The following is a 19,605-nucleotide window of genomic DNA, read 5'->3' as shown; positions in this document are numbered from 1 at the left end:
GGCCCGCGGGAGCGGGCTCAGGCGGAGGCGGCGTCCAGCCTGGCCGTCTGCTCCGGGGTCAGTCGGAGCGAGGCGGCGGCCAGCAGCGGCGGGAGCTGCTCGACGGTGCGGGCGCTGGCGATCGGGGCGGCGACGGTCGGACGGGCGGCGAGCCAGGCCAGGGCGACGGTCGCGAGCTCGACGCCGTGCTCCCCGGCGACGGCGTCGAGGGCCTCCAGGACCTTCGGGCCGCGCGGGTCGTCCAGGTAGCGGGCGGCTCCCTCGGCCCGGGCGCTGTCCACGCCGGTGCCGCCGAGGCGGTACTTGCCGGTGAGGAAGCCGGAGGCGAGCGCGTAGTAGGGGACGGTGGCCAGGCCGTGCCGGGCGACCACCTCGGCCAGCGGGCCCTCGAAGGTGCCGCGCGAGACCAGGTTGTAGTGCGGCTGGACGGCGACGTACCCGGCCAGCCCCTCCCGCTCGGCGAAGGCCAGCGACTCGGCCAGCCGCTCGGCGCCGATGTTGGAGGCGGCGACCGCGCGGACCTTCCCCTCGCGGACCAGCTCGTCCAGCGCGGTGACGAATTCCTCGACCGGGGTGTCGTCATCCTGGTGGGTGTAGTAGAGGTCGATCCGCTCCACGCCCAAGCGGCGCAGCGAACCCTCCGCGGAGGCCTTGATGTTGGCCGCGCCCAGGCCGCGCGCACCGGGGTGCAGGCCCACCTTGGTGGCGATCACCACCTCGTCGCGGTTGCCGCGGCTGCGCAGCCAGTCGCCGATGATCGTCTCGGACTCGCCGCCGGTGTTGCCGGGGACCCAGGCCGAGTAGACGTCGGCGGTGTCGACGAAGTTGCCGCCGGCCGCCGCGTAGGCGTCCAGCACCGCGAAGGACTGCTGCTGGTCGGCCGTCCAGCCGAAGACGTTGCCGCCGAGGGAGAGCGGGAAGACGGACAGGTCGGAGGCGCCGAGCCGGACCCGGGCCGTGGCGTCGCTGTGGTTTCCGGTCATGGTCGCAGTCAACCGGATCGCGCCGTGCGGCATTCCGTGCGCCGGGCGGCCGTCGCGGGCCCGCCGCGGCGGCGTCGCGCGGCCGGCGCGGACCCGTACACCGGGGCGGTGCGGTGCGCGCGGGAGGGGTCCGGACTGTCCCCCGGGCGGGCGGATTCGTTAGAGTCCGTGCCATGGCTGACAACGACTACGACCCCGCCGGCAGCACCCAGATGTTCCGGGCGTTCGTCGACGAGACCCCGGCCCCGCAGGCCCCGGGCACCGTCTCCACCTACGGCCGCAGCAGCGGTGGTGGTGGCCGCACCGGCACGATCGCGCTGATCGCCGTCGTCGCCCTGGTGGTTCTGGGCGCCGTCGTCTGGCTGGCGGTCAAGTGATCCTCGCGCGGGTGACCCTGACGGGGGTCACCCGCGCGACGGAAGCCGCCGTGCGCCGGCGGTTCAGCAGGGCTTGCGCCAGACGCTCAGGTCGAGCTTCTTCTGCATCGAACTGAAGCCGAGCGACTTGGTCTTGGCGCAGAACTGGCCCGTGTCGAGCTTGTACTCGACGTGGAACACCGCCTTGCCCGCCTTGACGAACGGCGAGATGCGGTCGCACTCGTCGAACTGCGAGCACTCCTCGTTGACCGCGAAGTCGAAGTCCGGCAGCAGGGCCGGGATCTGGTCGAGGTCGTTCTTCAGACCGATGGCCAGGCCGCGCTCGTGCGCGAGCTGGGCCAGCATGCGGTTGTAGCGGATCTGGTCGTCAGCGGTCAGCGGGAAGCCGCTGTTCTGGTTGTAGGCCTCGATGGTGTCCGGCTCGATGGCGTCGAACCCCTTGCTCCGGCACATGTCGAAGCGGGCCGCCATCAGCGGCTTGAGCTGGTCGAGCTTGCGGATGTCGAACCACTTCTCGCCCTTCCAGCCGGTGTCCGAGCCCTGCAGGGCCTTGGTGAAGGCCGAGGCGTCGGGGCGGAAGTCCTCCCAGGAGCCGGCGTTGATGTAGCAGATCACCTTGCGGCCCTTGGCGTGCAGCGCGGCCACGACCGAGGCGTCGTTCTCGAAGCCGTCGATGTCGTAGACCGGGACGTCCACCGACTGGTCGACGGTGCCGCCGCCGAGCTGCCACTGCCAGGCGAGGCCGGGGGTGGGCTGCCAGCGGGCGCCGGACGGCGCCGGGGCGGTGCTGCCGCCGGGGGTGCCCGGGGCGGTGGTGGCGCCCGGCGGGGTGGTCGCGCCGTGCGTGGGGGGTGCACCGGTCGGGCCCGGGGTGCCGGGGGTGCTCGGCGTGCCGGGGGTGGCGGACGGCGTTCCGGTGTCCGGCGGGGTGCTCGGGGCGGTGCTGTCGCCGGGGGTGGCCGGCGCGGTGGCCGCGGGCGGAGTGCTGGGGGAGTCGTCGGCCGAGGAGCTGTTGTCGTCGTCCGAGCCTGAGCTGCTGCACGAGGTCGCCAGCAGGGCGGTGGCGATGATGGCGGCCGGCAGGAGCCGGGTACGGCGGTTCACGGTAGTCGAACTCCGGATCGGGTCAGGTCAGTTCCGCTGCGGTAAGACCGTAGGGCAGGGTGCACCAGGGGTTCTCCCCGGCGCCGGGGACGGCGCAGCCGACGCCCGCCCGGCGGGCGGCGATCAGCGCGGCGGCGTCCTCGGCGTGCTCGGCCGGGACGTCGTACACCAGGTGGCAGAAACGGGACGCCGCGTGGCGGCCCGTCCAGAGCGGGAGGGTCATCTCGCGGTAGGCGTCCCAGTTGCCCTCGAAGGTGACCAGCAGGTCGGCCAGCCCGACCTCGGCGTAGCCCGGGTCCGGGTGTTCGCCGTGGCCGAAGATCACCGTCCCGCAGCCGGCCGCCCGGGCGGCGGTGGCCAGCCGGCGGTAGTGCGTCAGCGCGCCGGGCTGGGTGGACACCTGGTCGAAGTAGACGCCGGTGATGCCGTGGCGCTGGCGGTACGTCAGGATGTCGGCCACCACCGCGGCGTGCGGCCGCCGGCCGTAGTCGGTGTCGGTGTAGCCGACCAGCGGCAGGCCGGCCGAGCGGAGCTCCTCGGCGGCCTCGGCGAAGACGCCGTCCGGGGTCTCGCCCGGCCCGTCGGCCAGGTTGAGCACCACGGCGCTGATCCGGCCGGGGTCGGCGGCGGCGACCGCCCGCCAGGCCGCCGGGTCCACCGCGGGGTGGACGTACAGCGGCACCAGCAGGCGGCCGTCGGGGGTGGGCCCGGTGGTCATGGGACCACCGGGGCGGTCGCGGACCCGACGGTGTCGAGCCACAGGTCGCGCAGGGTGTCGGCGAGGTCCGTCTCCGGCTGCCAGCCGAGCTCCCGGGCGGCGGCCGAGACGTCGGCCTGCTGCCAGGAGACCGCGGCCGAACGCTCCGAACCCGCCCCGGTCTCGTCGATCCGGCCGGTGAAGCCGGCTGCGGCGACCAGCCCGTCCGCGATCGCCCGCACCTGTCGGGCCCGTCCGGAGGCCAGGTTGAGCACCCGGGGGAGCGGCCCCTCCGCGGCGGCGGCCAGGCCGACCGCGCGGGCGATGTCCCGGGCGTCGACGAAGTCGCGGTAGGCGGAGAGGTCTCCGACGGTGATCACGCCGTCGGCGCCCTCGGGCGCCACCCGGTGCAGCTCGGCGGCCAGCCGGCCGGGCAGCGAGCCCGCCGGGGCACCCGGGCCGACCGGGTTGAACACCCGCAGGACCACCGCGTCCAGTGCCGAACCGGCCACCGCGAGGGAGCCGGCCAGCTTGGTCGCGCCGTACACGCCGACCGGGCGGGCGTCGGCGTCCTCGGACAGCGAGCTGCCCTCGGCGCAGACGCCGTACTCCCCGGCCGAGCCGATGTGCACCAGCCGGGCCTTCGGGGTGCCGAGCTGCATCGCCTCGCAGAGCACGGCCGGGCCGCGCGCGTTCACCTCGGCGAGCTTGACCGCGCTGCCGGCCACGGCACCGGCGAAGTTGACCACCACGTCGGGGGCCAGCTCGGCCAGTTCCTCGCCGAGCGGTCCGGCCTGCGCGGTGGCCAGGTCGAGCCGCAGGTCGTGGGCGGGCCGCCGGCCCGCGGTCAGCACGGTGGCACCGGGCAGTGACCGCAGGACGGCGGTGGCGTGACGGCCCAGGAAGCCGTCGCCGCCGAGAAGCAGGATCCTCACGCGGCCCGTCCGTCACTCTGGGCGCCCGCCGTGGCGGGCTCCTCGGCCTGGTCGTCCGGGGTGGTGCGCGCGGCCGGGAGCGGCAGCTCGGCCACGGCCGGGACCTTCTCGGCCGACTCGAAGGGCATCAGCACCGGGCGGATGGACGAGAACTCGGCGTTGGCCCGGTCGTAGTCGTCCGGGCGGCCGATGTCGAGCCAGTAGCCGCCGAACTCGTAGGCGGACGGCGGGGTCCCGGCGCCCAGCAGGTCCAGCACCAGCTCGTCGAAGCCCAGCGGAAGGCCGGGGGTGTACTTGGCGAGCGCCGAGCGGGAGACGCCGTAGACGCCCATCGACACGCGGTAGTCGATGCTCGGCTTCTCCTGGAAGCCGGTGATGCTGCCGGACTCGGTGGTCAGCACACCGAAGTCGATCTTCACCTGTCGGGCGTAGGTGGCGATGGTCAGCGGCGCACCGGACTCCTCGTGGTGGCGGAGCACCCCGGCGAAGTCCAGGTCGGTCAGGATGTCGCCGTTCATCACCAGGAAGTGCTCGGGCAGGCGGTCCTGCATGGTGAGCAGCGGGCCCATGGTGCCGAGCGGGCTGTCCTCGACGGCGTAGCCGACGCGCAGGCCCCACTGGGACCCGTTGCCGACGTAGGCGCGGATGATGTGGCCGAGGTGGCCGATGGCCAGGGTGACGGTCTTGAAGCCCGCGGCGGCGAGCTGGCGCATCACGATCTCGAGGATCGCGTGCTGGTCGCCGATCGGGACGAGCGGCTTGGGGAGCGCGGTGGTGTACGGGCGGAGTCGGACGCCCTTACCGCCGGCCAGGATCACTGCATGCATGGATTTTCCCCCACGGAAAGGATGTGCAGGACACGAACCTTGGAACCAGGTCGGGCAAGATCGTTACGACGGTCAGACGTTGTAGATGTCGGTCTTGTAGCGGGCCAGGTTGGACGGGTCGCGGAAGAACTCGATGGTCTGCTCCAGACCCTGCTCCAGGCTGAACTGCGGGGCCCAGCCGGTGGCCTCGCGCAGCCGGGTGGCGTCCGCGACCAGGCGCATGACCTCGGAGTTGGCCGGGCGGATGCGCTGCTCGTCCTCCTTCACCACCAGGTCGACGCCCATCAGCTTGCCGACCAGGGTGACCAGGTCGCCGACCGAGATCTCGCCGCCGGTGCCGGCGTTGAAGGTCCGGCCGACCACCGTCTCGGCGGGCGCGGTGCCGACCGTGCGGAAGGCGTTCGCGGTGTCCTTGACGAAGGTGAAGTCACGGGTCGGGCGCAGGTCGCCGAGGGTGATCTCGGTCTCGCCGGCGGCGACCTGGGCGATCACGGTCGGGATGACGGCGCGCATCGACTGGCGCGGGCCGAAGGTGTTGAACGGGCGCAGGGTGACGACCGGGGTCTCGAAGCTGGCGTGGTAGCTGTCGGCCAGCCGGTCCCCGCCGGCCTTGGAGGCGGCGTACGGGGACTGGGTGTTGATCGGGTGGTCCTCGGTGATCGGCACGGTCTGCGCGGTGCCGTAGGTCTCGCTGGTCGAGGTGTGCACCATGCGCGGGATCTCGAGGTGGCGCACCGCCTCCAGCACGTTCAGGGTGCCGGTGACGTTGGTGTCGACGTACGAGTGCGGGGCCCGGTAGGAGTACGGGATCGCGATGAGGGCGGCCAGGTGGTAGACCGCCTCGGTGCCCTTGACCAGGCCGTTGACCGAGCCCGGGTCCCGGACGTCGCCGAGGACGATCTCGACCGAGTCCAGCACCTCCTCGGACAGGGTCTCCAGCCAGCCGAAGGACGAGAAGGAGTTGTACTGGACCATCGCGCGGACCTGGTGCCCGTCGGCGACCAGGGTTTCGACGAGGTGGGAACCGATGAATCCCTCGGCTCCGGTGACCGCGACGCTGCTCATGCGTAATTCGCTTTCTCGATCTTTGGGGAGGCCGGGCTCTCGTGGTGACCGGCCGGTGGTGTTCAGCTGTTCCGGTGAAGCTGTTCAGCGGTGCACGCGGGTGCGTGCGCGTGTTCAGGTGTTCAGCGGTGCTGGGTGGTGCGGCCGAGCGCGGGCCCGGCGATTGCGGTGAGGAGGACGGCGGCCGTCCCGCAGCCGATCAGCTGCAGGACGATCGGGTCCGCCCCGGCCAGCAGCCCGGCGCTCTCGGCACCCGCGGCGGCCAGACAGATGAGGGCGGTGCTCCAGCTGAAGCCGAAGGCGTTCAGCAGCAGCGCCAGCCAGAGCGAGCCGCCGAGGAGCAGCATCGCGCCGAGCTGCGGGACGCCGAGCGCGGGGGCGCCGGGCCACAGCACGGTCGCGGCGGCGTCCAGCGCGGCCACGGTGGTGAGGTAGATGAAGAGGCAGCCGAGCAGGATCCCGCCGGTCCGGCGGGTGAACTGCCCGGAGGTGTGGCTGGTGCGCAGTGCGGCCACGGCCATCGCCCGGTAGCGGAAGAGCAGCCACTCGGCGAGCCCGAGGCTGAGCGTCAGCGCGATCATGGCCGGTCCGGTCGGGGTGGCGCTCGCGCCGTGCGCGGCCCCGGTCTCCACCGCCAGGTGGATGGTCCCGCCGAGGCCGGCGATCAGGGTGAGCGCGCCGCAGGCCAGGCCGAACAGCAGGTGCGGGACCTCCTGGCGGACCGGCAGCCGCAGCTCGACGTCCTCCTTCTCGCCGCGGCGGACGCAGAACAGCAGCTCCCGCGCGGCCAGCCCGACGGCGAGCACCAGCGAGGCGAGCAGCACGACCGTCCGGACGAGTTGCGGGACGTCCACGGCGAGCACCACGCCAGCGCCGACCGAGGCCGGGGCCAGTGCCAGCAGCAGGAACTTCTCCCGCCCGAGCACCAGCAGCACGGTGGCCGCGCCCAGGTAGAGGGACTGCCCGGCGGCGAAGCAGAGCGCCCCCAGCGGGCCGCCGACCACGTACGCGGCCGCCGAGGCCAGCAGCGCCCCCAGCGGTGCGCCGACGGCCAGGCAGACCGCGGCCTCCCGGCGCCGGAGCCGGCCCAGCCAGCGGTACGACCGGTGCGCCAGCGCCTGGTTGAAGCCCCAGCTGACCAGCGTCGCGACGGAGAGCGCGAGCATGCCCGAGGGCAGGCCGAAGCGCATCCGGTCGGCTGCGAACAGGTTGGCGCCGAGCAGGTAGCCGAGCCCGGGCAGGGCGAACACCAGGCCGCGCACCACGCAGCGCCAGGGGTCGGCCCGCCACGGGTTGGCGAACTCGGAGCTCGGGCCGGGGTAGCGGCGCTGGACCTTCTCGAACAGCTCCTCGGCGACGGTGAAGGCGTCCGGGCGGCCGTACAGCAGGGCCGCCTGTTCGTCGGAGAGGCCGTCGGACTCCAGGAACGCGGCGATCTCGTACGGGTGGACGGCGTCGGCGCAGACGTCGCGCAGGCGCTCGGCGAGCTCGTCCAGCGGGTCCGCGGAGAGGTCGAGCTGTTCCTCGGGTTCGGGCTGGACGGGCGCGGCCGGGCGGCGGCGCTTCAGCGGCAGGGTGCGCAGCTGCATCGTCCGCTCGGAGCCGCCCTCGTCCGGCACGAGCCGCAGCGGGCCGCTCATGCCGTCACCTCGGCGAGCTCGGCGGCGTCGCGGCACGCGCGCCCGTCGACGGTTCGCCCGTTCACGCGCCCACCTCGCTCGGCTCCGGGTGGGCGGCGGCGAGCTGCTCGTCCCAGTCGGGTGCGGGGGCCTCGTCGGTGACGGCCACCACGCCGTTGGGCATCCAGCGGGCGGTGCCGAGGAGCTCGGTGTAGATGCCCCGGAAGCCGTCGATGTTCTGGCGGAGGGTGAACTGCTCGATGACCCGCAGCCGGGCCTGCTCGCCGAGCCGACCGCGCCGCTCGGCGTCGCGCAGCAGCTCGATGGCGGCGGCCGCCATCGGCTCGGGCTCGCGCGGCGGGACGACCAGGCCGGTGTCCCCGACGGCCTCGCGGACGCCGCCGACGTCGGTCGAGACGGTCGCGCGGCCGCAGGACATCGCCTCGATCAGGGTGAACGGGAAGCCCTCGCTGATGCTGGAGAGCATGACCACGTTGCCGGCCGCGTACGCGTCGGTGATGTCGGCGACGCGGCCCTCGAACGCCACCGAGTCGGCGATGCCGAGCTCGGCGGCCAGGGCTATGCAGCCGTCCCGGTAGGCCTCGCCGCCCTTGGGAGTTCCGCCGAAGAGCCGCAGCCGCGCCTCGGGGATCTCGCGCTGGACGATGGCGAAGGCCCGGATCAGCGTCTCCAGGTCCTTGATCGGGTCGACCCGGCCGGCCCAGCTGAGGGTCGGCGTCTCGGGTTCGGGTCCGGCCGGCGGGAAGGCCGTCGGGTCCACGCCGTTGTAGACGGTGCGGATGTGCGCGGACGGCGTGCCGCCGCGCTCCTCCCAGCGCCGGTTGTACCGGTTGCCGGGGGTGACCAGCGCCGCCTGCCGGTAGCTCTCCTCGGCGAGCATCCGGTAGAAGCCGAGCAGCAGCGCCTTGACCGGCCACCGGTAGGGGCCGGTGCGGTAGCCGAGGTAGCGCTCGCGCAGGTAGATGCCGTGCTCGGTGAGCAGGAACGGTACGCCGTACTGCTGGGCGGCGATCAGCCCGGGCAGGGTGGCGAGGCCGCCGCTGGCCGCGTGCGCGACGCCGTCGGTGGGCGGCTCGACCGAGAGCGGCCGCAGGGCGTGCTCCAGCAGGTCGGTCGCGTTCAGGGCGTCGTGCAGGGTGGGCCGGGAGACGGCGGTGGGCAGGTAGTCGCGGGTCCAGACGTGCTGGAGGGTGCGCAGCGCGCGTTCGCTGCGCAGCGCAGGGCTGAGCAGGCCGCGCCGGGCGAGGTCGGCGAAGCCGTACAGCTCGGTGCCGAAGTGCGTGGTGTAGACCGGATCGAGGATGGAGTGCAGGAAGCGCTCGTACGCGTTGAGGAAGCGCCGCATCTCCTTGCCGCGGGGCGGTCCGGCCTCCGAGGCCGGTCCCCACAGCGGTGCGGTCGTGACGGACCGCACGTTGGCGGGCAGCTCCCAGGCCAGGGCTTCGTGGCCGGTACCGGTGACGGCGATGACGTCGAAGTCGACGTCGGGCATGCCTTGAACGAGCTGGTCGCACCAGACACTCACGCCGCCGTGCTGGTGCGGATACGTCCCCTCGGTGAGCAGGGTGACGCGCATCTCCTGTCCCCCCTCCTGTTCCTTGCGTCGGTGTCCGGCCTGGGTGGCCGGAACGGGAGCCGTGGCAGGGGCCGGGCCGGTTGCCCGGTCCGGCCCCGCCATCGGGTGCTACGGGTTACCGGTTGCCGGAGCGTCCGGTGGTGGTGGTGCCGAGCGAGGCCGCCCCCCCGGTGGCCTTACCGCCCTTGGCCGCGACGCCCTTGCCGGGCACCGTGACGCCGCTCCCGGGGACCAGGGACTTCGCCTTGGTGCGGGTGGTGTCGCTCGGACCCACCGGGACGGGGGTGGCGACGCCCTGCGGGACGACCTTCTTGTCCGCCGGGGCCGGAGCCGTGACGGAGTTGGCCGCGACACTCGGCGAGACGGCGGCCGGGGTGGCCGGCGCCGACGGGAGCTGCAGGGTGATGCTGCTCTGCAGGGTGCCGCGGGACACCCAGCCGGACAGCGTACCGGCGTAGGCCGAGCCGAACGCGGTCGACCCGATGACCAGCTTCTGGGAGGTGCCCGTCGGCATGGTGGCCTGGACCTGAACGCCGGACGGCGCGTTGACGGTCACCGTGTTGCCGATCCGGTACGCGGTGACCTGGCCGGCGGCCAGCGCCGCGTTCCAGGCCGCGCGCTTCTGGAACTCCTGGCCGATCTCCTTCTCGCCGAGGTTGACGATCGGGGTGTTGTCGGCGTGCAGGGCCCGGTAGTTGCCGAGGACCTTCTCCAGCACCGGGTACAGGATCCGGTCCTCGGAGAGGTTCGACTGGTGGATGAAGTGCGGACGCGGGTCGTTGCTCAGCACGTGGCCGAGGTCGATCCGGGCCTCCAGCGGCACGATGTACGACTGGTAGCCGGTGTTGACGTCCAGCGGGTGCGGCAGGCAGGTCGAGTTCGCGTTGTTCTCGCAGATCCCGCTGCCGCCGTTGGCCGCACTGGTGTAGATCCAGTTGTACTCGTCCGCCTCCTCCTTCGCCGTCCCGGCGTTGTAGAAGACGTTCATCGGGTACCGCGGCACGGTCAGCGTGGACGAGCCGACGGCCCGCTGGGCGGGCTCGCGGGACGCGTCGCTACCCGTGAACTTGATGCCGTTGGCGGCCAGCGCCGGCGCCAGGTACGGGTTGTCGCTGGTCTCCTGCGGGGCGGTCAGCAGACCGGAGTGCTCACCGGTGACGAGCGACTGCGGGTCGACGTTCAGACCGTTGGTCTTGGCCCAGTCGAAGTTGTTCTTGATCTGGGTCGAGATGGTGTTCTGGTCGGTCCAGACGGTGTTGCCCGCGGCGTCCTTGCTGCAGCGCCACGGCACCACCGACACGTCCTGGACGCAGCCCAGGTACGGGTGGGTGTAGGTGTGGTTGACCCACCGGTAGCTGTTCTGGTCGGCGATCATCTGGGTGGCGGTGGGGTCGACCGTGGTCTCGTGGTCGGCCTTCCAGTCCTCGCTGCCGCCACCGTTGAACACCATGTCCAGGGTGAAGTTGTTGGCGGTCTGCCACTGCTTGAGGAACTGCGCGTCCGCCTGCGTCATCCGGATCGGGTTGGCCGTGTCCGGGGTGCCGGGCGGGCAGGTGACGTCGCCGGGGGTGCACTTGAGGGTGGTGTCCCAGCGGTCGTCGGCCAGGAAGACGTCGTCCACGTGCGCCGCGAAGTAGTTGCGGTCGTAGCCGAGGTGGACGCCCTGGGTGATCCAGTCGACCATGCCGCGCGCCAGCAGGCGGTACTGCTGCTGGTACTGGTTGTAGACGAAGGTGACGACCAGTTCCTTGCGGCCGTCGTGGGTGTACTCCCCGACCAGCGAGCCGCGCGAGGTGGTGTTCGGGATCGCGGAGTCGACCAGCGGGACGAACGAGGCACCGGCGGGGAGGCTGGCCAGGGGCGTGGCCAGGTAGCCGTAACTCTCGCTGACGGAAGGGTCGTTGTCCTCGAACGGGACGCTGCCCTTCAGGTACCCGAACGGGCCCGAAGTGCCGGCGGCCGTGGTGGCGCCCTGGAAACCGTCCAGGGTGCCGTAGTAACCGGGATTCACGGCGTAGTTCAGCCCCACCGCGGGGCTGGCGAACGTGTACGCGTCGATCTGCCGGATACCGAATGCGGCTTCGTAGCTCGCGATGGCCGTCATCTCGGCGGCACTGTTGGGGAAGGGGTTTTCGTTGGGCAGCACGATGCCCTGGTACTTCCCGCGGGGCTGACCGTTCACCGTGTCACTCAGGAAAGCCGAGTTGATGACGGGACGGTTGGTGTCGTTGAGGTTGACGACCTTGTACGGGGTGCCCTGGCTCTTGAGCTCGGCGGTGATGGCCGCGACGGAGGGGCCCCCGTCGTCGATGACCAGGATGGTGAGGTCGATCCTGGGCGGCGTCGTGTCGCCGTGGGCCAGGGTGGTCTGCAGGCCGCTGGCCAGCAGAACTGCCGCCGCGCAGGCGGCAACTCTTCGGGTCGCTCGACCCATGGTTGATCCTCCCCTTGGTGCAGGCGCCTCGCTGCTCGGCGCTCGCCTGCCCTGTAGCTGTTCGCGGGCAGCAGGCTGCCCGGCGCCCATCCTGGTCGAGGGTCGGGCCTACGAGGGACCAATTGGGCGAGAGTGCAGCGAACCTGTTACCAACGTTCATGGCGATGCCATGAAGGCGCTGATTGTGACCGGAACTGGACCGGCTATGCAAATAATGAATTGGGAATGAAAAAACGGAAGCTGACCGCTACGCCTCGTTACTGCGCGTGCGCCTTCGGCAGGGCCCCCCGGCGCCTACACTGTCGTCGTCGCGGATGACACTCTTGCACATCTCGCCGACCCATTGGGCAGGTTCATGCAATATCGGGCACCGCTGTGCCATGTGACAGTCCGAATATGCAATGGAGGCGCCGCGTGGCCGATCAGCAGACCCAGTCCGGCGTAATCGGCGGTGCACGGAATACGTCGGCGGGGCCGGGCGGAACGGTGCTGGTCGGGCGCAGTCTCGGGTTGCGCGGCGCGGTCAACGCGCGCGACCTCGGCGGCTACCGGACGGCCGACGGGCGGTTCCTGCGGTCGGGCGTGGCCCTGCGCAGCGATGGCCTGAACCATGTCACCGAGGACGATCTGGGCCCGCTGAGCGCACTCGGCCTGCGCCGCGTGGTGGACCTGCGCAGCCTGGACGAGGTCCGCGCGGCCGGCCCCGACCGGCTGCCCGGCCTCCCGGTCGCCGAGCTCCCGGCCACCGCCCCGGCGACCACCGCGCTGACCGTCGAGGCCGACGGGCCCGGCGGCGTCACCCTGCACCACCTGCCGCTGCTGGCGACGGGCTTCGACATCCACCGGACGCTGCGCGGCGCCCTCGCGGACCGCGACCCCGACCGGCAGCGCGCCGTGCTCGGCGCGGGCCGGGCGGCCGGGATGATGACCGGCCTCTACCGCTGGTTCGTCACCGACCCGGTGGCCCGGGAGCGGTTCGCGACCCTGCTGCGGCTGCTGGCCGCCCCCGGGGGACCGCCGCTGCTGTTCCACTGCTCGGCCGGCAAGGACCGCACCGGCTGGGCCGCCGCGCTCGTGCTGACCGCGCTCGGGGTGGACCGCGGGGCCGTCGTCGCCGACTACCTGCTCACCAACGAGCGCGCCGCCCCGGTCGTCGACCGCGTGCTGGAGGACTTCGGCACCCGCGGCCTGATGCGCGAGCCGGAGCTGCTCCTGCCGGTCTTCCGGGCCGACCCGGACTACCTGGCCGCGGCCTTCGAGGAGGTCGGGGCCGGCTGGTCCGGCTTCGACGGGTACTGGCGGGACGGCCTGGGCCTGGACGACGCCGTCCTGGACGGGCTGCGGGCCAACCTGCTGGACGGCGACGGGGGGCCGGCCCGCGGCGCCCTGATCAGCCCTCGCTGATCAGGCCCTCGCGGAGCTGGGTGAGCGTCCTGGTGAGCAGTCGGGAGACGTGCATCTGGGAGATGCCGATCTCCTCGCCGATCTGCGACTGGGTCAGGTTGCCGAAGAACCGCAGCATGATGATCCGGCGCTCCCGCGGCGGCAGCTTGGCCAGCAGCGGCTTCAGCGACTCCCGGTACTCGACGCCCTCCAGGGCGAGGTCCTCGTAGCCGAGCCGCTCGGCCAGCGGGCCGTCGCCGTCCTCCTCGCCGGGGCTGGAGTCGAGCGAGCTGGCGGTGTAGGCGTTGCCCACCGCGAGGCCCTCGACCACGTCCTCCTCGCTGACGCCCAGGCAGGCGGCCAGCTCGGCGACGGTGGGGGAGCGGTCCAGCCGCTGGGACAGCTCGTCGCCGGCCTTGGTGAGCGCCAGCCGCAGCTCCTGGAGCCGCCGGGGCACCCGGACCGACCAGCTGGTGTCCCGGAAGAAGCGCTTGATCTCGCCGACCACGGTGGGCATCGCGAAGGTGGGGAACTCCACCCCGCGCTCCGGGTCGAACCGGTCGATCGCCTTGATCAGGCCGATGGTGCCGACCTGGACGATGTCCTCCATCGGCTCGTTGCGGCTGCGGAAGCGGGCCGAGGCGTACCGGACCAGCGGCAGGTTGAGCTCGATCAGGGTGTCGCGGACGTAGGCGTGCTCGGTGCTTCCGGGCTCCAGGGCGGCCAGCCGCAGGAACAGCGAGCGGGAGAGCGTCCGGGTGTCCAGGACGGAGCCGGGCGGCGGCTCGGGCGGCGTCTCCGGGCCGGGGGACCCGGCGGACGGGACCCGCTGGAGCGGGATCCGGTCCTCGGCGACCGCCGTACCGTTGGCCTGACCAGCGTGGATCTCCGCAGTGCCCAGCTCTCCGGACATGCACCCACCCCCTCGTGACTGACACTTGAACGGGAGCCGTCGCGCGGAGGTTCCCGCCGGGGCCCTCCCCCTCCATACCGGAACACGGCCCACGGCAAACCCGAACGTCGCGAGATGTCACGCGGGGGTAACGCGCTGCAATCTCAGTCTTCCCACGAGTTGCCGGTCCGAAGCCTCGTCAGGATGCGCGAGAGCAGCCGCGAGACGTGCATCTGGGACATCCCCAGCTCGGTGCTGATCTGCGACTGGGTGAGGTTCGCGAAGAACCGCAGCATCACGATCCGGCGCTCCCGCTCGGGCAGCTGGACCAGCAGGTGGCGGACCATGTCCCGGTGCTCGACCTCGGCCAGCGCGGAGTCCTCGTAGCCGAGCCGGTCGAGCAGGGCGAGCCCGCCCTCGTGCTCCTGCGCGGCCTCCAGGGAGGCCGCGTTGTAGGCCCGCCCGGCGTCCAGGCAGGCCCGGACGTCCTCCTCGGGGATCCGCAGGCTGGCGGCGATCTCGGGGACCTTGGGGGTCCGGCCGTGCAGCACCGTCAGCTCCTCCATCGCGCCGCTGACCTGGACCCAGAGCTCCTGCAGCCGGCGCGGGACGTGCATGGTGCGCACGTTGTCCCGGAAGTAGCGCTTGATCTCGCCGAGGATGGTCGGCAGGGCGTAGGTGGGGAACTGCACCCCGCGGCCGGGGTCGAAGCGGTCGATCGCGTTGATCAGGCCGATGGTGCCGACCTGGACGACGTCCTCCATCGGCTCGCTGCGGCTGCGGAACCGGGTGGCCGCGTACCGGACCAGCGGGATGTTCACCTCGATCAGGGCGGCTCTGACCCGCTCCCGTTCGGGGGCGCCGGCGGGCAGCTCCGCGAGCCGTTCGAAGAGCACCCGGGTCAGTGTCCGGACGTCCACCGCGGGGCGGCCGCCGGGGCCGCGCAGGCCCTCCGGGCGCAGCTCGCCGGCCGGACTGATGATCGCCGCCAAGACCTCGTCCACCGACACGCCACCCCTCCCTAAGTCGACAACGACGGGCCCTGCGGATCGGGTGTCGCGGCTGGTTGATCACCTCGCCATGTCCGGCAAAACCGGTCATAGCATCACAAGGCGGGCGCAGGTCGGGCAAGCACCCGGTGGAGGTGTGTTGGTGCGGCGCCGTCCGTCCGTCCGGGCCCCCGGCGGGGCGCGGCAGGGATCGTTCCGGGACAGAGCAAGCGCCCCGTCCGACGGGCGGACGGGGCGCGGGCGGTCCGTCCGGGGGACGGGCCTCGGGTGCGGCGGGGATCAGACCTCGACGTCGGCGATCACCCAGGTGGCGAACTCGCGCCACTGCCCGGCCGCGGCCTGGTGGGCCGGGTGGGTGAGGTACGCCTGCAGGGCCTCGCGGTCCTCGACCAGGCTGTTGATCGCGTAGTCGTACGCGATGTCGCGCTCGGTGGTGTTCCAGCCGCACTCCCACTCGCGCAGCTCGGGGATCTGCGGGCCGAGCTCCTCGAAGGCCTTGGCGCCGGCGAGCGCCCGGTCGTCGTCCTTGGTGACGCCTTCGTTGAGCTTGAACAGGACCAGGTGCCGGATCACGATTGCCGCTCCTCGCGGACGGGGGTGGGGACCCGCCCACGGTAGCCGGTGGGCGCGGGCCCGGCGACGGCCGTCCGCGGGCTGACCGCCCGCCGGCCGCGGAGGCCGGCCGGGCGGGCCGTTCACGAGGGCCGGGGGCTCACTTGATCAGACCGGTCATGAAGGTGCCGACCGCCTTGGCCGCGTTCGAGATGCCCTCGAAGCCCAGCTGGACGAGCTCGGCCGAGCGGGCCGGGGACGTGATGATCGAATAGAGGACGAAGATGAGCAGGAGGGCCATGCCGATCTTCTTCGCCTGCGCCATCGGTGCCGTCCTCCCTGCCGTGGGCCGCCGCCGTCCTGGTCCCCGATCGGCCCTGCGGAAGCAGCTTATCCACCGGACGGGCTATCAAGTGTGCGACGCGTTCGCCCGACGGGACGAAGGTCCCCGCGAGTGAGGCCTTTCTCCGGGTGCCCGGTCGCGGCTCCGGCGGCAGGATGGAACGCGTACCGGGGATCTGGCAGGAATTCCCGGTGCGTGGATCCGGAGCTCCCCGCTGTGGGGCCGGTGCCGCGGCTTCCCCCCCGACGCGGCGCCGGTTGTGGGACTCCGCAGGGGGGAGCGGCAGTTTCCCCCGAGCCGCTCCCCCTCCAGGCTCCGTACCCTCCGGGCGTTGGTGGTCATCGGCCCGGAGTGCGGAGCCCTTTCCGCGCCCGAGGGTGCGCGGGAACGCCGAAGGCCCGTCCGTTCTGCAACGGACGGGCCTTCGGGCTTTTCCAGCGGTAGCGGTGGGATTCGAACCCACGGTGGAGTTGCCCCCACACACGCTTTCGAGGCGTGCTCCTTTGGCCGCTCGGACACGCTACCGAGGGGAACTCTACCGGACGGGTGGCGCGGTCACGAAATCCGTATCGGCGCGGGGGTCGCGCGCCCGGTGCGGCCGGTGCCGGCGGGGGCGCGGCTGCGGTGTCAGCGGTGGGTGTCGAAGAACTCGCGCAGCTGCTCGCCGCACTCCTCGGCGAGGACGCCCCAGATCACCTCGGGGCGGTGGTTGAGCCGGCGGTCGCGCATCACGTCGAAGAGCGAGCCGGCCGCGCCGGCCTTCTCGTCGAGGGCGCCGTAGACGACCCGGTCGATGCGGGAGAGCACGATGGCCCCGGCGCACATCGTGCAGGGCTCCAGCGTGACGACCAGCGTGCAGCCGCTCAGCCGCCACTCCCCGACCTCCGCGGCCGCCTGCCGGATCGCGACCACCTCGGCGTGCGCGGTGGGGTCGCCGACCGCCTCGCGCTCGTTGTGGCCGCGCCCGATCACCTCGCCGTCCGGGCCCAGGACGAGCGCCCCGACCGGAACGTCCCCGGTGGCCGGCGCCAGGGCGGCCTCGGCGATCGCGAGGCGCATCGGCGCCGCCCAGCGGTCACGGACCGGGTCGGGGCGGACGGGGGCGGGGAGCGGGGCGATCCGGGGGGCGGTCTGCATGGCATCCAGTGTCGGGCATCCGGTGGAGGGCACCGGTGCGGTCGCTACCGGACCGCCTCCAGGACCTCGCCGCAGCCCAGGGCCTCGGCGATCTCCTCCAGGGCGTCGCCCGGGACGGCGCCCTCGCCGCTGAGGGCGAGCAGCTCCTCGGAGGGGAGGCCGAACTCGGTCAGCAGGTGGGAGTCGCCGAGCGGACCGACCGGGACCCCGCCGGGTGCGTCGGCGTCCTCCTCCTGGTCCTCCTCCCCGCTCTCCTCCAGCTCGACGACCAGGTCGTCCAGGTCACCGAACTCGCTCTCGCCGGCCTGGTCGACCAGTTCGTCGGTGAGGACGGAGCCGTAGGAGCTGCGGGCGGCCGCGGCGCCGTCGGAGACGAAGATCCGCGGGTCCTCCTCGCCGTCCACCCGGACGATGGCGAACCAGGCGTCCTCCTGTTCGATGAAGACCAGGACGCTGTCGTCGTCCTGCGCGGAGTCGCGGGCCAGGTCGGTCAGGTCGGCGAGGGTTTCGACGTCGTCGAGCTCCGTCTCGCTCACATCCCACCCGTCCTCGGTGCGAGCAAGCACTGCAGCGAAGTACGCCACCAGGGACACTCCCAAGATCATCGGTCTCGGCTGTCGGCGCGTTCGGGCAACGCGAAGTCTGGCCGCCCCCGCGCCAGAGGCGGTCCGCTTGTTCGGACCGTCCCATCGGAATCGTGACAGAAAGCCCGCCCTCGCGGGGGGTGTTCGGCAGCGCGTCTTTGCAGGTCGTGTCGGAAGGGCGGGGCGGGGGTCGGTGAACCGGGGCGGATCGGGCGGCAGCCCCCGTCAGATCCGGAAGGTTCGCATCCGCATGGCCTCGCGCATCCGCCGCTCCTTGGTCCGCCGGGGCTGCACCCGCTCCCGCAGCTCGCGGGCCTCGGCGAGCTCGCGCAGGAAGACGGCCCGCCGTTTGCGGCGTTCCGCCTCGGTCTCCGGAGGGTCCTGCGGCGGGCCGGCGCGCCCGCCCGACCGGCCGGTGGGCTCGTTCGTCGAGCCGCCCCCCGCGTTCGGGTTGCTCGTCATAAGACGTGACATTCCCAGATCGGCCCGGTTGATACCACAGGAGGTGCTTCCGTCCGGAGATTCGCGGTGCGTCACGGCGTGTCACGGACGGGTGACCGGCGACGCGGCCGGGGCGGACGCGGCGAGTCGTACAGGCGTCCGGCGCCGGGCTAACCTCGGTACATGCGTCTCCACGTCGTCGACCACCCCCTGGTCGCCCACAAGCTCTCCACCCTGCGCGACGAGCGCACCGACTCGCCGACCTTCCGTCGCCTGACCGACGAGCTGGTGACCCTCCTCGCCTATGAGGCCACCCGGGACGTCCGCACCGAAGAGGTGGAGATCACCACGCCCGTGGCGGTCACGCTCGGCACCCGCCTCAGCTACCCGCGCCCCCTCGTCGTGCCGATCCTCCGGGCCGGCCTCGGCATGCTGGACGGGATGACCCGCCTGCTGCCGACCGCCGAGGTCGGCTTCCTCGGCATGGTCCGCAACGAGGAGACCCTCGAGGCCTCCACCTACGCCACCCGGATGCCGGACGACCTGTCCGGTCGCCAGGTCTACGTGCTCGACCCGATGCTGGCCACCGGCGGCACCCTGGTCGCGGCGATCCGGATGCTGATCGAGCGCGGCGCCACCGACGTCACCGCCGTGGTCCTGCTGGCCGCGCCGGAGGGCGTCGAGGTGATGCGGCGCGAGCTGGCGGACCTGCCGGTCACCGTCGTCACCGCCGCCCTGGACGAGCGGCTGAACGAGAACGGCTACATCGTCCCCGGCCTCGGCGACGCGGGCGACCGCCTCTACGGCACCGCGGGCTGAGCGGACCCACCCCCCTGGACGTCGAGAGCCCCCCGGCACCGTGCCGGGGGGCTCTCCGCTGTCGTGGGGCGCCGGGTCAGCAGCTGCCGGTGACGGTCGGGGTGGGGGAGGGCTTGGTGGCCAGGGCGAGGGCCGCGGCGGCCTGGGTCTCGTCCAGCAGGGCGTTGTAGCTGTCGCCGACCACGAAGTCGACGCTGCCGTCGGTGCGGGCGTCGGCGGTGGCGGTGGCCCCGGCGATCTGCGAGGTGAGCAGGGTGGCGGCGCCGGCGCCGGCGGGCCCGGCGATCACCTGGGCGGTCCCGGGCACCTTCTTGTCCAGCTCGGCCGGGGCGTTGCCGACCTTGCCGATGGTGAAGCCGCGCTTCTTGAGCTCGTCGGCGGTCCGCCCGGCCAGCCCGGCCTTGGTGGTGGCGTTGTAGACGTTGACCGTGACCGCGGTCGGCTGCGGGATGGCGTGCGGGTCGCCCTGGGCGGCGGCCGGCGTGCCGGAGGCGGCGGGTGCGGCGCCCGGGGTGGGCGCGGCCAGCGGCTTGCCGGAGGGCGTCGCGCAGGCCTGCGCGGAGGCGTTGCGGTTCTTGCCGCTGAAGATGTCGTAGAGCTGCACGCCGCCGAGGCCGATCAGGGCCAGGGCGACCAGCGCCGCCAGCGCGGCGATCACCTTGCGGCTCTTCTTCGGGGGCCGGCCGAGCCGCGGGTAGGCGTTGCCGGTGACGCGGTACTGCTTCCCCTTGAGGCCTTGGGGAGTCAACATGCTCACGGTTTGTCTCCCCCTCGTGCCGGGGCGGGGTCGGGATGACGGGTCGGCC

The 19,605-nt window shown here is 72.7% G+C and carries 19 protein-coding genes, 1 tRNA gene and 1 pseudogene; 3 read left to right on the top strand and 18 right to left on the bottom strand.

Annotated features, from left to right (window positions below; all coding sequences use genetic code 11):
- Positions 1 to 17 precede the first annotated feature (17 nt).
- Positions 18 to 983: an aldo/keto reductase gene (locus AB0N04_RS08055; protein ID WP_360205698.1), complete on the bottom strand. Its 966-nt coding sequence runs from the start codon at positions 981 to 983 to the stop codon at positions 18 to 20.
- A 173-nt stretch (positions 984 to 1,156) separates the two neighbouring features.
- Here AB0N04_RS08055 and AB0N04_RS08050 point away from each other — a divergent pair, with 173 nt between their 5' ends.
- Complete coding sequence (locus AB0N04_RS08050; RefSeq protein ID WP_360205696.1) at positions 1,157 to 1,360, top strand: hypothetical protein; 204 nt, start codon at positions 1,157 to 1,159, stop codon at positions 1,358 to 1,360.
- Positions 1,361 to 1,423: 63 nt separating this feature from the next.
- On the opposite strand, the gene AB0N04_RS08045 is transcribed toward AB0N04_RS08050, so the two are convergent.
- The 8 genes and pseudogenes from AB0N04_RS08045 to AB0N04_RS08010 all read right to left on the bottom strand — a co-directional run bounded on the left by AB0N04_RS08045 (position 1,424) and on the right by AB0N04_RS08010 (position 11,638).
- Complete coding sequence (locus tag AB0N04_RS08045; protein WP_360205694.1) at positions 1,424 to 2,464, bottom strand: endo alpha-1,4 polygalactosaminidase; 1,041 nt, start codon at positions 2,462 to 2,464, stop codon at positions 1,424 to 1,426.
- A 22-nt stretch (positions 2,465 to 2,486) separates the two neighbouring features.
- A complete protein-coding gene (locus AB0N04_RS08040; RefSeq protein WP_360205690.1) occupies positions 2,487 to 3,182 on the bottom strand; it encodes a spherulation-specific family 4 protein in 696 nt (231 codons plus the stop codon).
- Positions 3,179 to 4,096: an NAD(P)-dependent oxidoreductase gene (locus AB0N04_RS08035; RefSeq protein WP_360205688.1), complete on the bottom strand. Its 918-nt coding sequence runs from the start codon at positions 4,094 to 4,096 to the stop codon at positions 3,179 to 3,181. The genes AB0N04_RS08040 and AB0N04_RS08035 overlap by 4 nt, the downstream gene beginning before the upstream one ends.
- 125 nt (positions 4,097 to 4,221) lie before the next feature.
- Positions 4,222 to 4,923: pseudogene (locus AB0N04_RS08030) on the bottom strand (sugar phosphate nucleotidyltransferase); the annotation flags it as partial.
- 72 nt (positions 4,924 to 4,995) lie between these two features.
- Positions 4,996 to 5,988: an SDR family NAD(P)-dependent oxidoreductase gene (locus tag AB0N04_RS08025; RefSeq protein WP_360205685.1), complete on the bottom strand. Its 993-nt coding sequence runs from the start codon at positions 5,986 to 5,988 to the stop codon at positions 4,996 to 4,998.
- A 122-nt stretch (positions 5,989 to 6,110) separates the two neighbouring features.
- Positions 6,111 to 7,628, bottom strand: coding sequence for a hypothetical protein (locus AB0N04_RS08020; protein WP_360205682.1), 1,518 nt, complete (start codon positions 7,626 to 7,628; stop codon positions 6,111 to 6,113).
- Between the two features lie 61 nt (positions 7,629 to 7,689).
- Complete coding sequence (gene pelF / locus AB0N04_RS08015; RefSeq protein ID WP_360205679.1) at positions 7,690 to 9,204, bottom strand: GT4 family glycosyltransferase PelF; 1,515 nt, start codon at positions 9,202 to 9,204, stop codon at positions 7,690 to 7,692.
- Between the two features lie 115 nt (positions 9,205 to 9,319).
- Positions 9,320 to 11,638: a hypothetical protein gene (locus AB0N04_RS08010; RefSeq protein ID WP_360205676.1), complete on the bottom strand. Its 2,319-nt coding sequence runs from the start codon at positions 11,636 to 11,638 to the stop codon at positions 9,320 to 9,322.
- A 414-nt stretch (positions 11,639 to 12,052) separates the two neighbouring features.
- Between AB0N04_RS08010 and AB0N04_RS08005 the strand changes: the two genes are divergently transcribed.
- Entirely contained in the window at positions 12,053 to 13,042 is a 990-nt protein-coding gene (locus AB0N04_RS08005; RefSeq protein ID WP_360205673.1) for a tyrosine-protein phosphatase, read from the top strand.
- Here the strand turns inward: AB0N04_RS08005 and AB0N04_RS08000 are convergent.
- The 8 genes from AB0N04_RS08000 to AB0N04_RS07965 form a co-directional block, all read right to left on the bottom strand.
- Positions 13,029 to 13,934, bottom strand: coding sequence for an RNA polymerase sigma factor SigF (locus AB0N04_RS08000; RefSeq protein ID WP_360205670.1), 906 nt, complete (start codon positions 13,932 to 13,934; stop codon positions 13,029 to 13,031). The two genes, AB0N04_RS08005 and AB0N04_RS08000, sit on opposite strands and share 14 nt — an antisense overlap.
- A 143-nt stretch (positions 13,935 to 14,077) precedes the next feature.
- Positions 14,078 to 14,875, bottom strand: a complete 798-nt coding sequence (locus AB0N04_RS07995) for an RNA polymerase sigma factor SigF (RefSeq protein WP_360205979.1) — start codon at positions 14,873 to 14,875, stop codon at positions 14,078 to 14,080.
- 327 nt (positions 14,876 to 15,202) lie between these two features.
- Entirely contained in the window at positions 15,203 to 15,496 is a 294-nt protein-coding gene (locus AB0N04_RS07990; protein ID WP_360205666.1) for a Dabb family protein, read from the bottom strand.
- A 139-nt stretch (positions 15,497 to 15,635) separates the two neighbouring features.
- The gene (locus AB0N04_RS07985) at positions 15,636 to 15,800 is read right to left on the bottom strand and encodes a hypothetical protein (RefSeq protein ID WP_188304848.1); all 165 of its coding nucleotides are present in this window, start codon (positions 15,798 to 15,800) and stop codon (positions 15,636 to 15,638) included.
- A gap of 456 nt (positions 15,801 to 16,256) precedes the next feature.
- A tRNA-Ser gene (locus AB0N04_RS07980) sits at positions 16,257 to 16,343 on the bottom strand.
- A gap of 102 nt (positions 16,344 to 16,445) precedes the next feature.
- Positions 16,446 to 16,955, bottom strand: coding sequence for a tRNA adenosine(34) deaminase TadA (gene tadA / locus AB0N04_RS07975; RefSeq protein ID WP_360205663.1), 510 nt, complete (start codon positions 16,953 to 16,955; stop codon positions 16,446 to 16,448).
- 44 nt (positions 16,956 to 16,999) lie between these two features.
- A complete protein-coding gene (locus AB0N04_RS07970; protein WP_360205660.1) occupies positions 17,000 to 17,560 on the bottom strand; it encodes a tRNA adenosine deaminase-associated protein in 561 nt (186 codons plus the stop codon).
- A 204-nt stretch (positions 17,561 to 17,764) separates the two neighbouring features.
- Complete coding sequence (locus AB0N04_RS07965) at positions 17,765 to 18,001, bottom strand: hypothetical protein (protein WP_360205657.1); 237 nt, start codon at positions 17,999 to 18,001, stop codon at positions 17,765 to 17,767.
- A 162-nt stretch (positions 18,002 to 18,163) separates the two neighbouring features.
- Between AB0N04_RS07965 and upp the strand changes: the two genes are divergently transcribed.
- A complete protein-coding gene (upp, locus tag AB0N04_RS07960; RefSeq protein ID WP_360205654.1) occupies positions 18,164 to 18,799 on the top strand; it encodes a uracil phosphoribosyltransferase in 636 nt (211 codons plus the stop codon).
- 76 nt (positions 18,800 to 18,875) lie between these two features.
- Here the strand turns inward: upp and AB0N04_RS07955 are convergent, their stop codons facing one another.
- On the bottom strand, positions 18,876 to 19,550 hold the full coding sequence (locus AB0N04_RS07955) for a LytR C-terminal domain-containing protein (RefSeq protein ID WP_360205977.1): 675 nt from the start codon (positions 19,548 to 19,550) through the stop codon (positions 18,876 to 18,878).
- Positions 19,551 to 19,605 lie beyond the last annotated feature (55 nt).

The organism is Kitasatospora sp. NPDC051702, from assembly GCF_040681575.1.
Classification (GTDB): Bacteria; Actinomycetota; Actinomycetes; order Streptomycetales; family Streptomycetaceae; genus Kitasatospora.
Note: the sequence above shows the minus strand (reverse complement) of the source record. Positions and strands in the feature narration are given on the sequence as shown.

What these genes read in the sequence shown, in the direction of transcription:
- AB0N04_RS08055 (WP_360205698.1), bottom strand. Translation starts at nt 983, where the DNA reads ATGACCGGAAACCACAGCGACGCCACGGCCCGGGTCCGGCTCGGCGCC.
- AB0N04_RS08050 (WP_360205696.1), top strand. Translation starts at nt 1,157, where the DNA reads ATGGCTGACAACGACTACGACCCCGCCGGCAGCACCCAGATGTTCCGG.
- AB0N04_RS08040 (WP_360205690.1), bottom strand. Translation starts at nt 3,182, where the DNA reads ATGACCACCGGGCCCACCCCCGACGGCCGCCTGCTGGTGCCGCTGTAC.
- AB0N04_RS08025 (WP_360205685.1), bottom strand. Translation starts at nt 5,988, where the DNA reads ATGAGCAGCGTCGCGGTCACCGGAGCCGAGGGATTCATCGGTTCCCAC.
- AB0N04_RS08020 (WP_360205682.1), bottom strand. Translation starts at nt 7,628, where the DNA reads ATGAGCGGCCCGCTGCGGCTCGTGCCGGACGAGGGCGGCTCCGAGCGG.
- pelF (WP_360205679.1), bottom strand. Translation starts at nt 9,204, where the DNA reads ATGCGCGTCACCCTGCTCACCGAGGGGACGTATCCGCACCAGCACGGC.
- AB0N04_RS08010 (WP_360205676.1), bottom strand. Translation starts at nt 11,638, where the DNA reads ATGGGTCGAGCGACCCGAAGAGTTGCCGCCTGCGCGGCGGCAGTTCTG.
- AB0N04_RS08000 (WP_360205670.1), bottom strand. Translation starts at nt 13,934, where the DNA reads ATGTCCGGAGAGCTGGGCACTGCGGAGATCCACGCTGGTCAGGCCAAC.
- AB0N04_RS07985 (WP_188304848.1), bottom strand. Translation starts at nt 15,800, where the DNA reads ATGGCGCAGGCGAAGAAGATCGGCATGGCCCTCCTGCTCATCTTCGTC.
- tadA (WP_360205663.1), bottom strand. Translation starts at nt 16,955, where the DNA reads ATGCAGACCGCCCCCCGGATCGCCCCGCTCCCCGCCCCCGTCCGCCCC.
- AB0N04_RS07970 (WP_360205660.1), bottom strand. Translation starts at nt 17,560, where the DNA reads ATGATCTTGGGAGTGTCCCTGGTGGCGTACTTCGCTGCAGTGCTTGCT.
- AB0N04_RS07965 (WP_360205657.1), bottom strand. Translation starts at nt 18,001, where the DNA reads ATGACGAGCAACCCGAACGCGGGGGGCGGCTCGACGAACGAGCCCACC.
- upp (WP_360205654.1), top strand. Translation starts at nt 18,164, where the DNA reads ATGCGTCTCCACGTCGTCGACCACCCCCTGGTCGCCCACAAGCTCTCC.
- AB0N04_RS07955 (WP_360205977.1), bottom strand. Translation starts at nt 19,550, where the DNA reads ATGTTGACTCCCCAAGGCCTCAAGGGGAAGCAGTACCGCGTCACCGGC.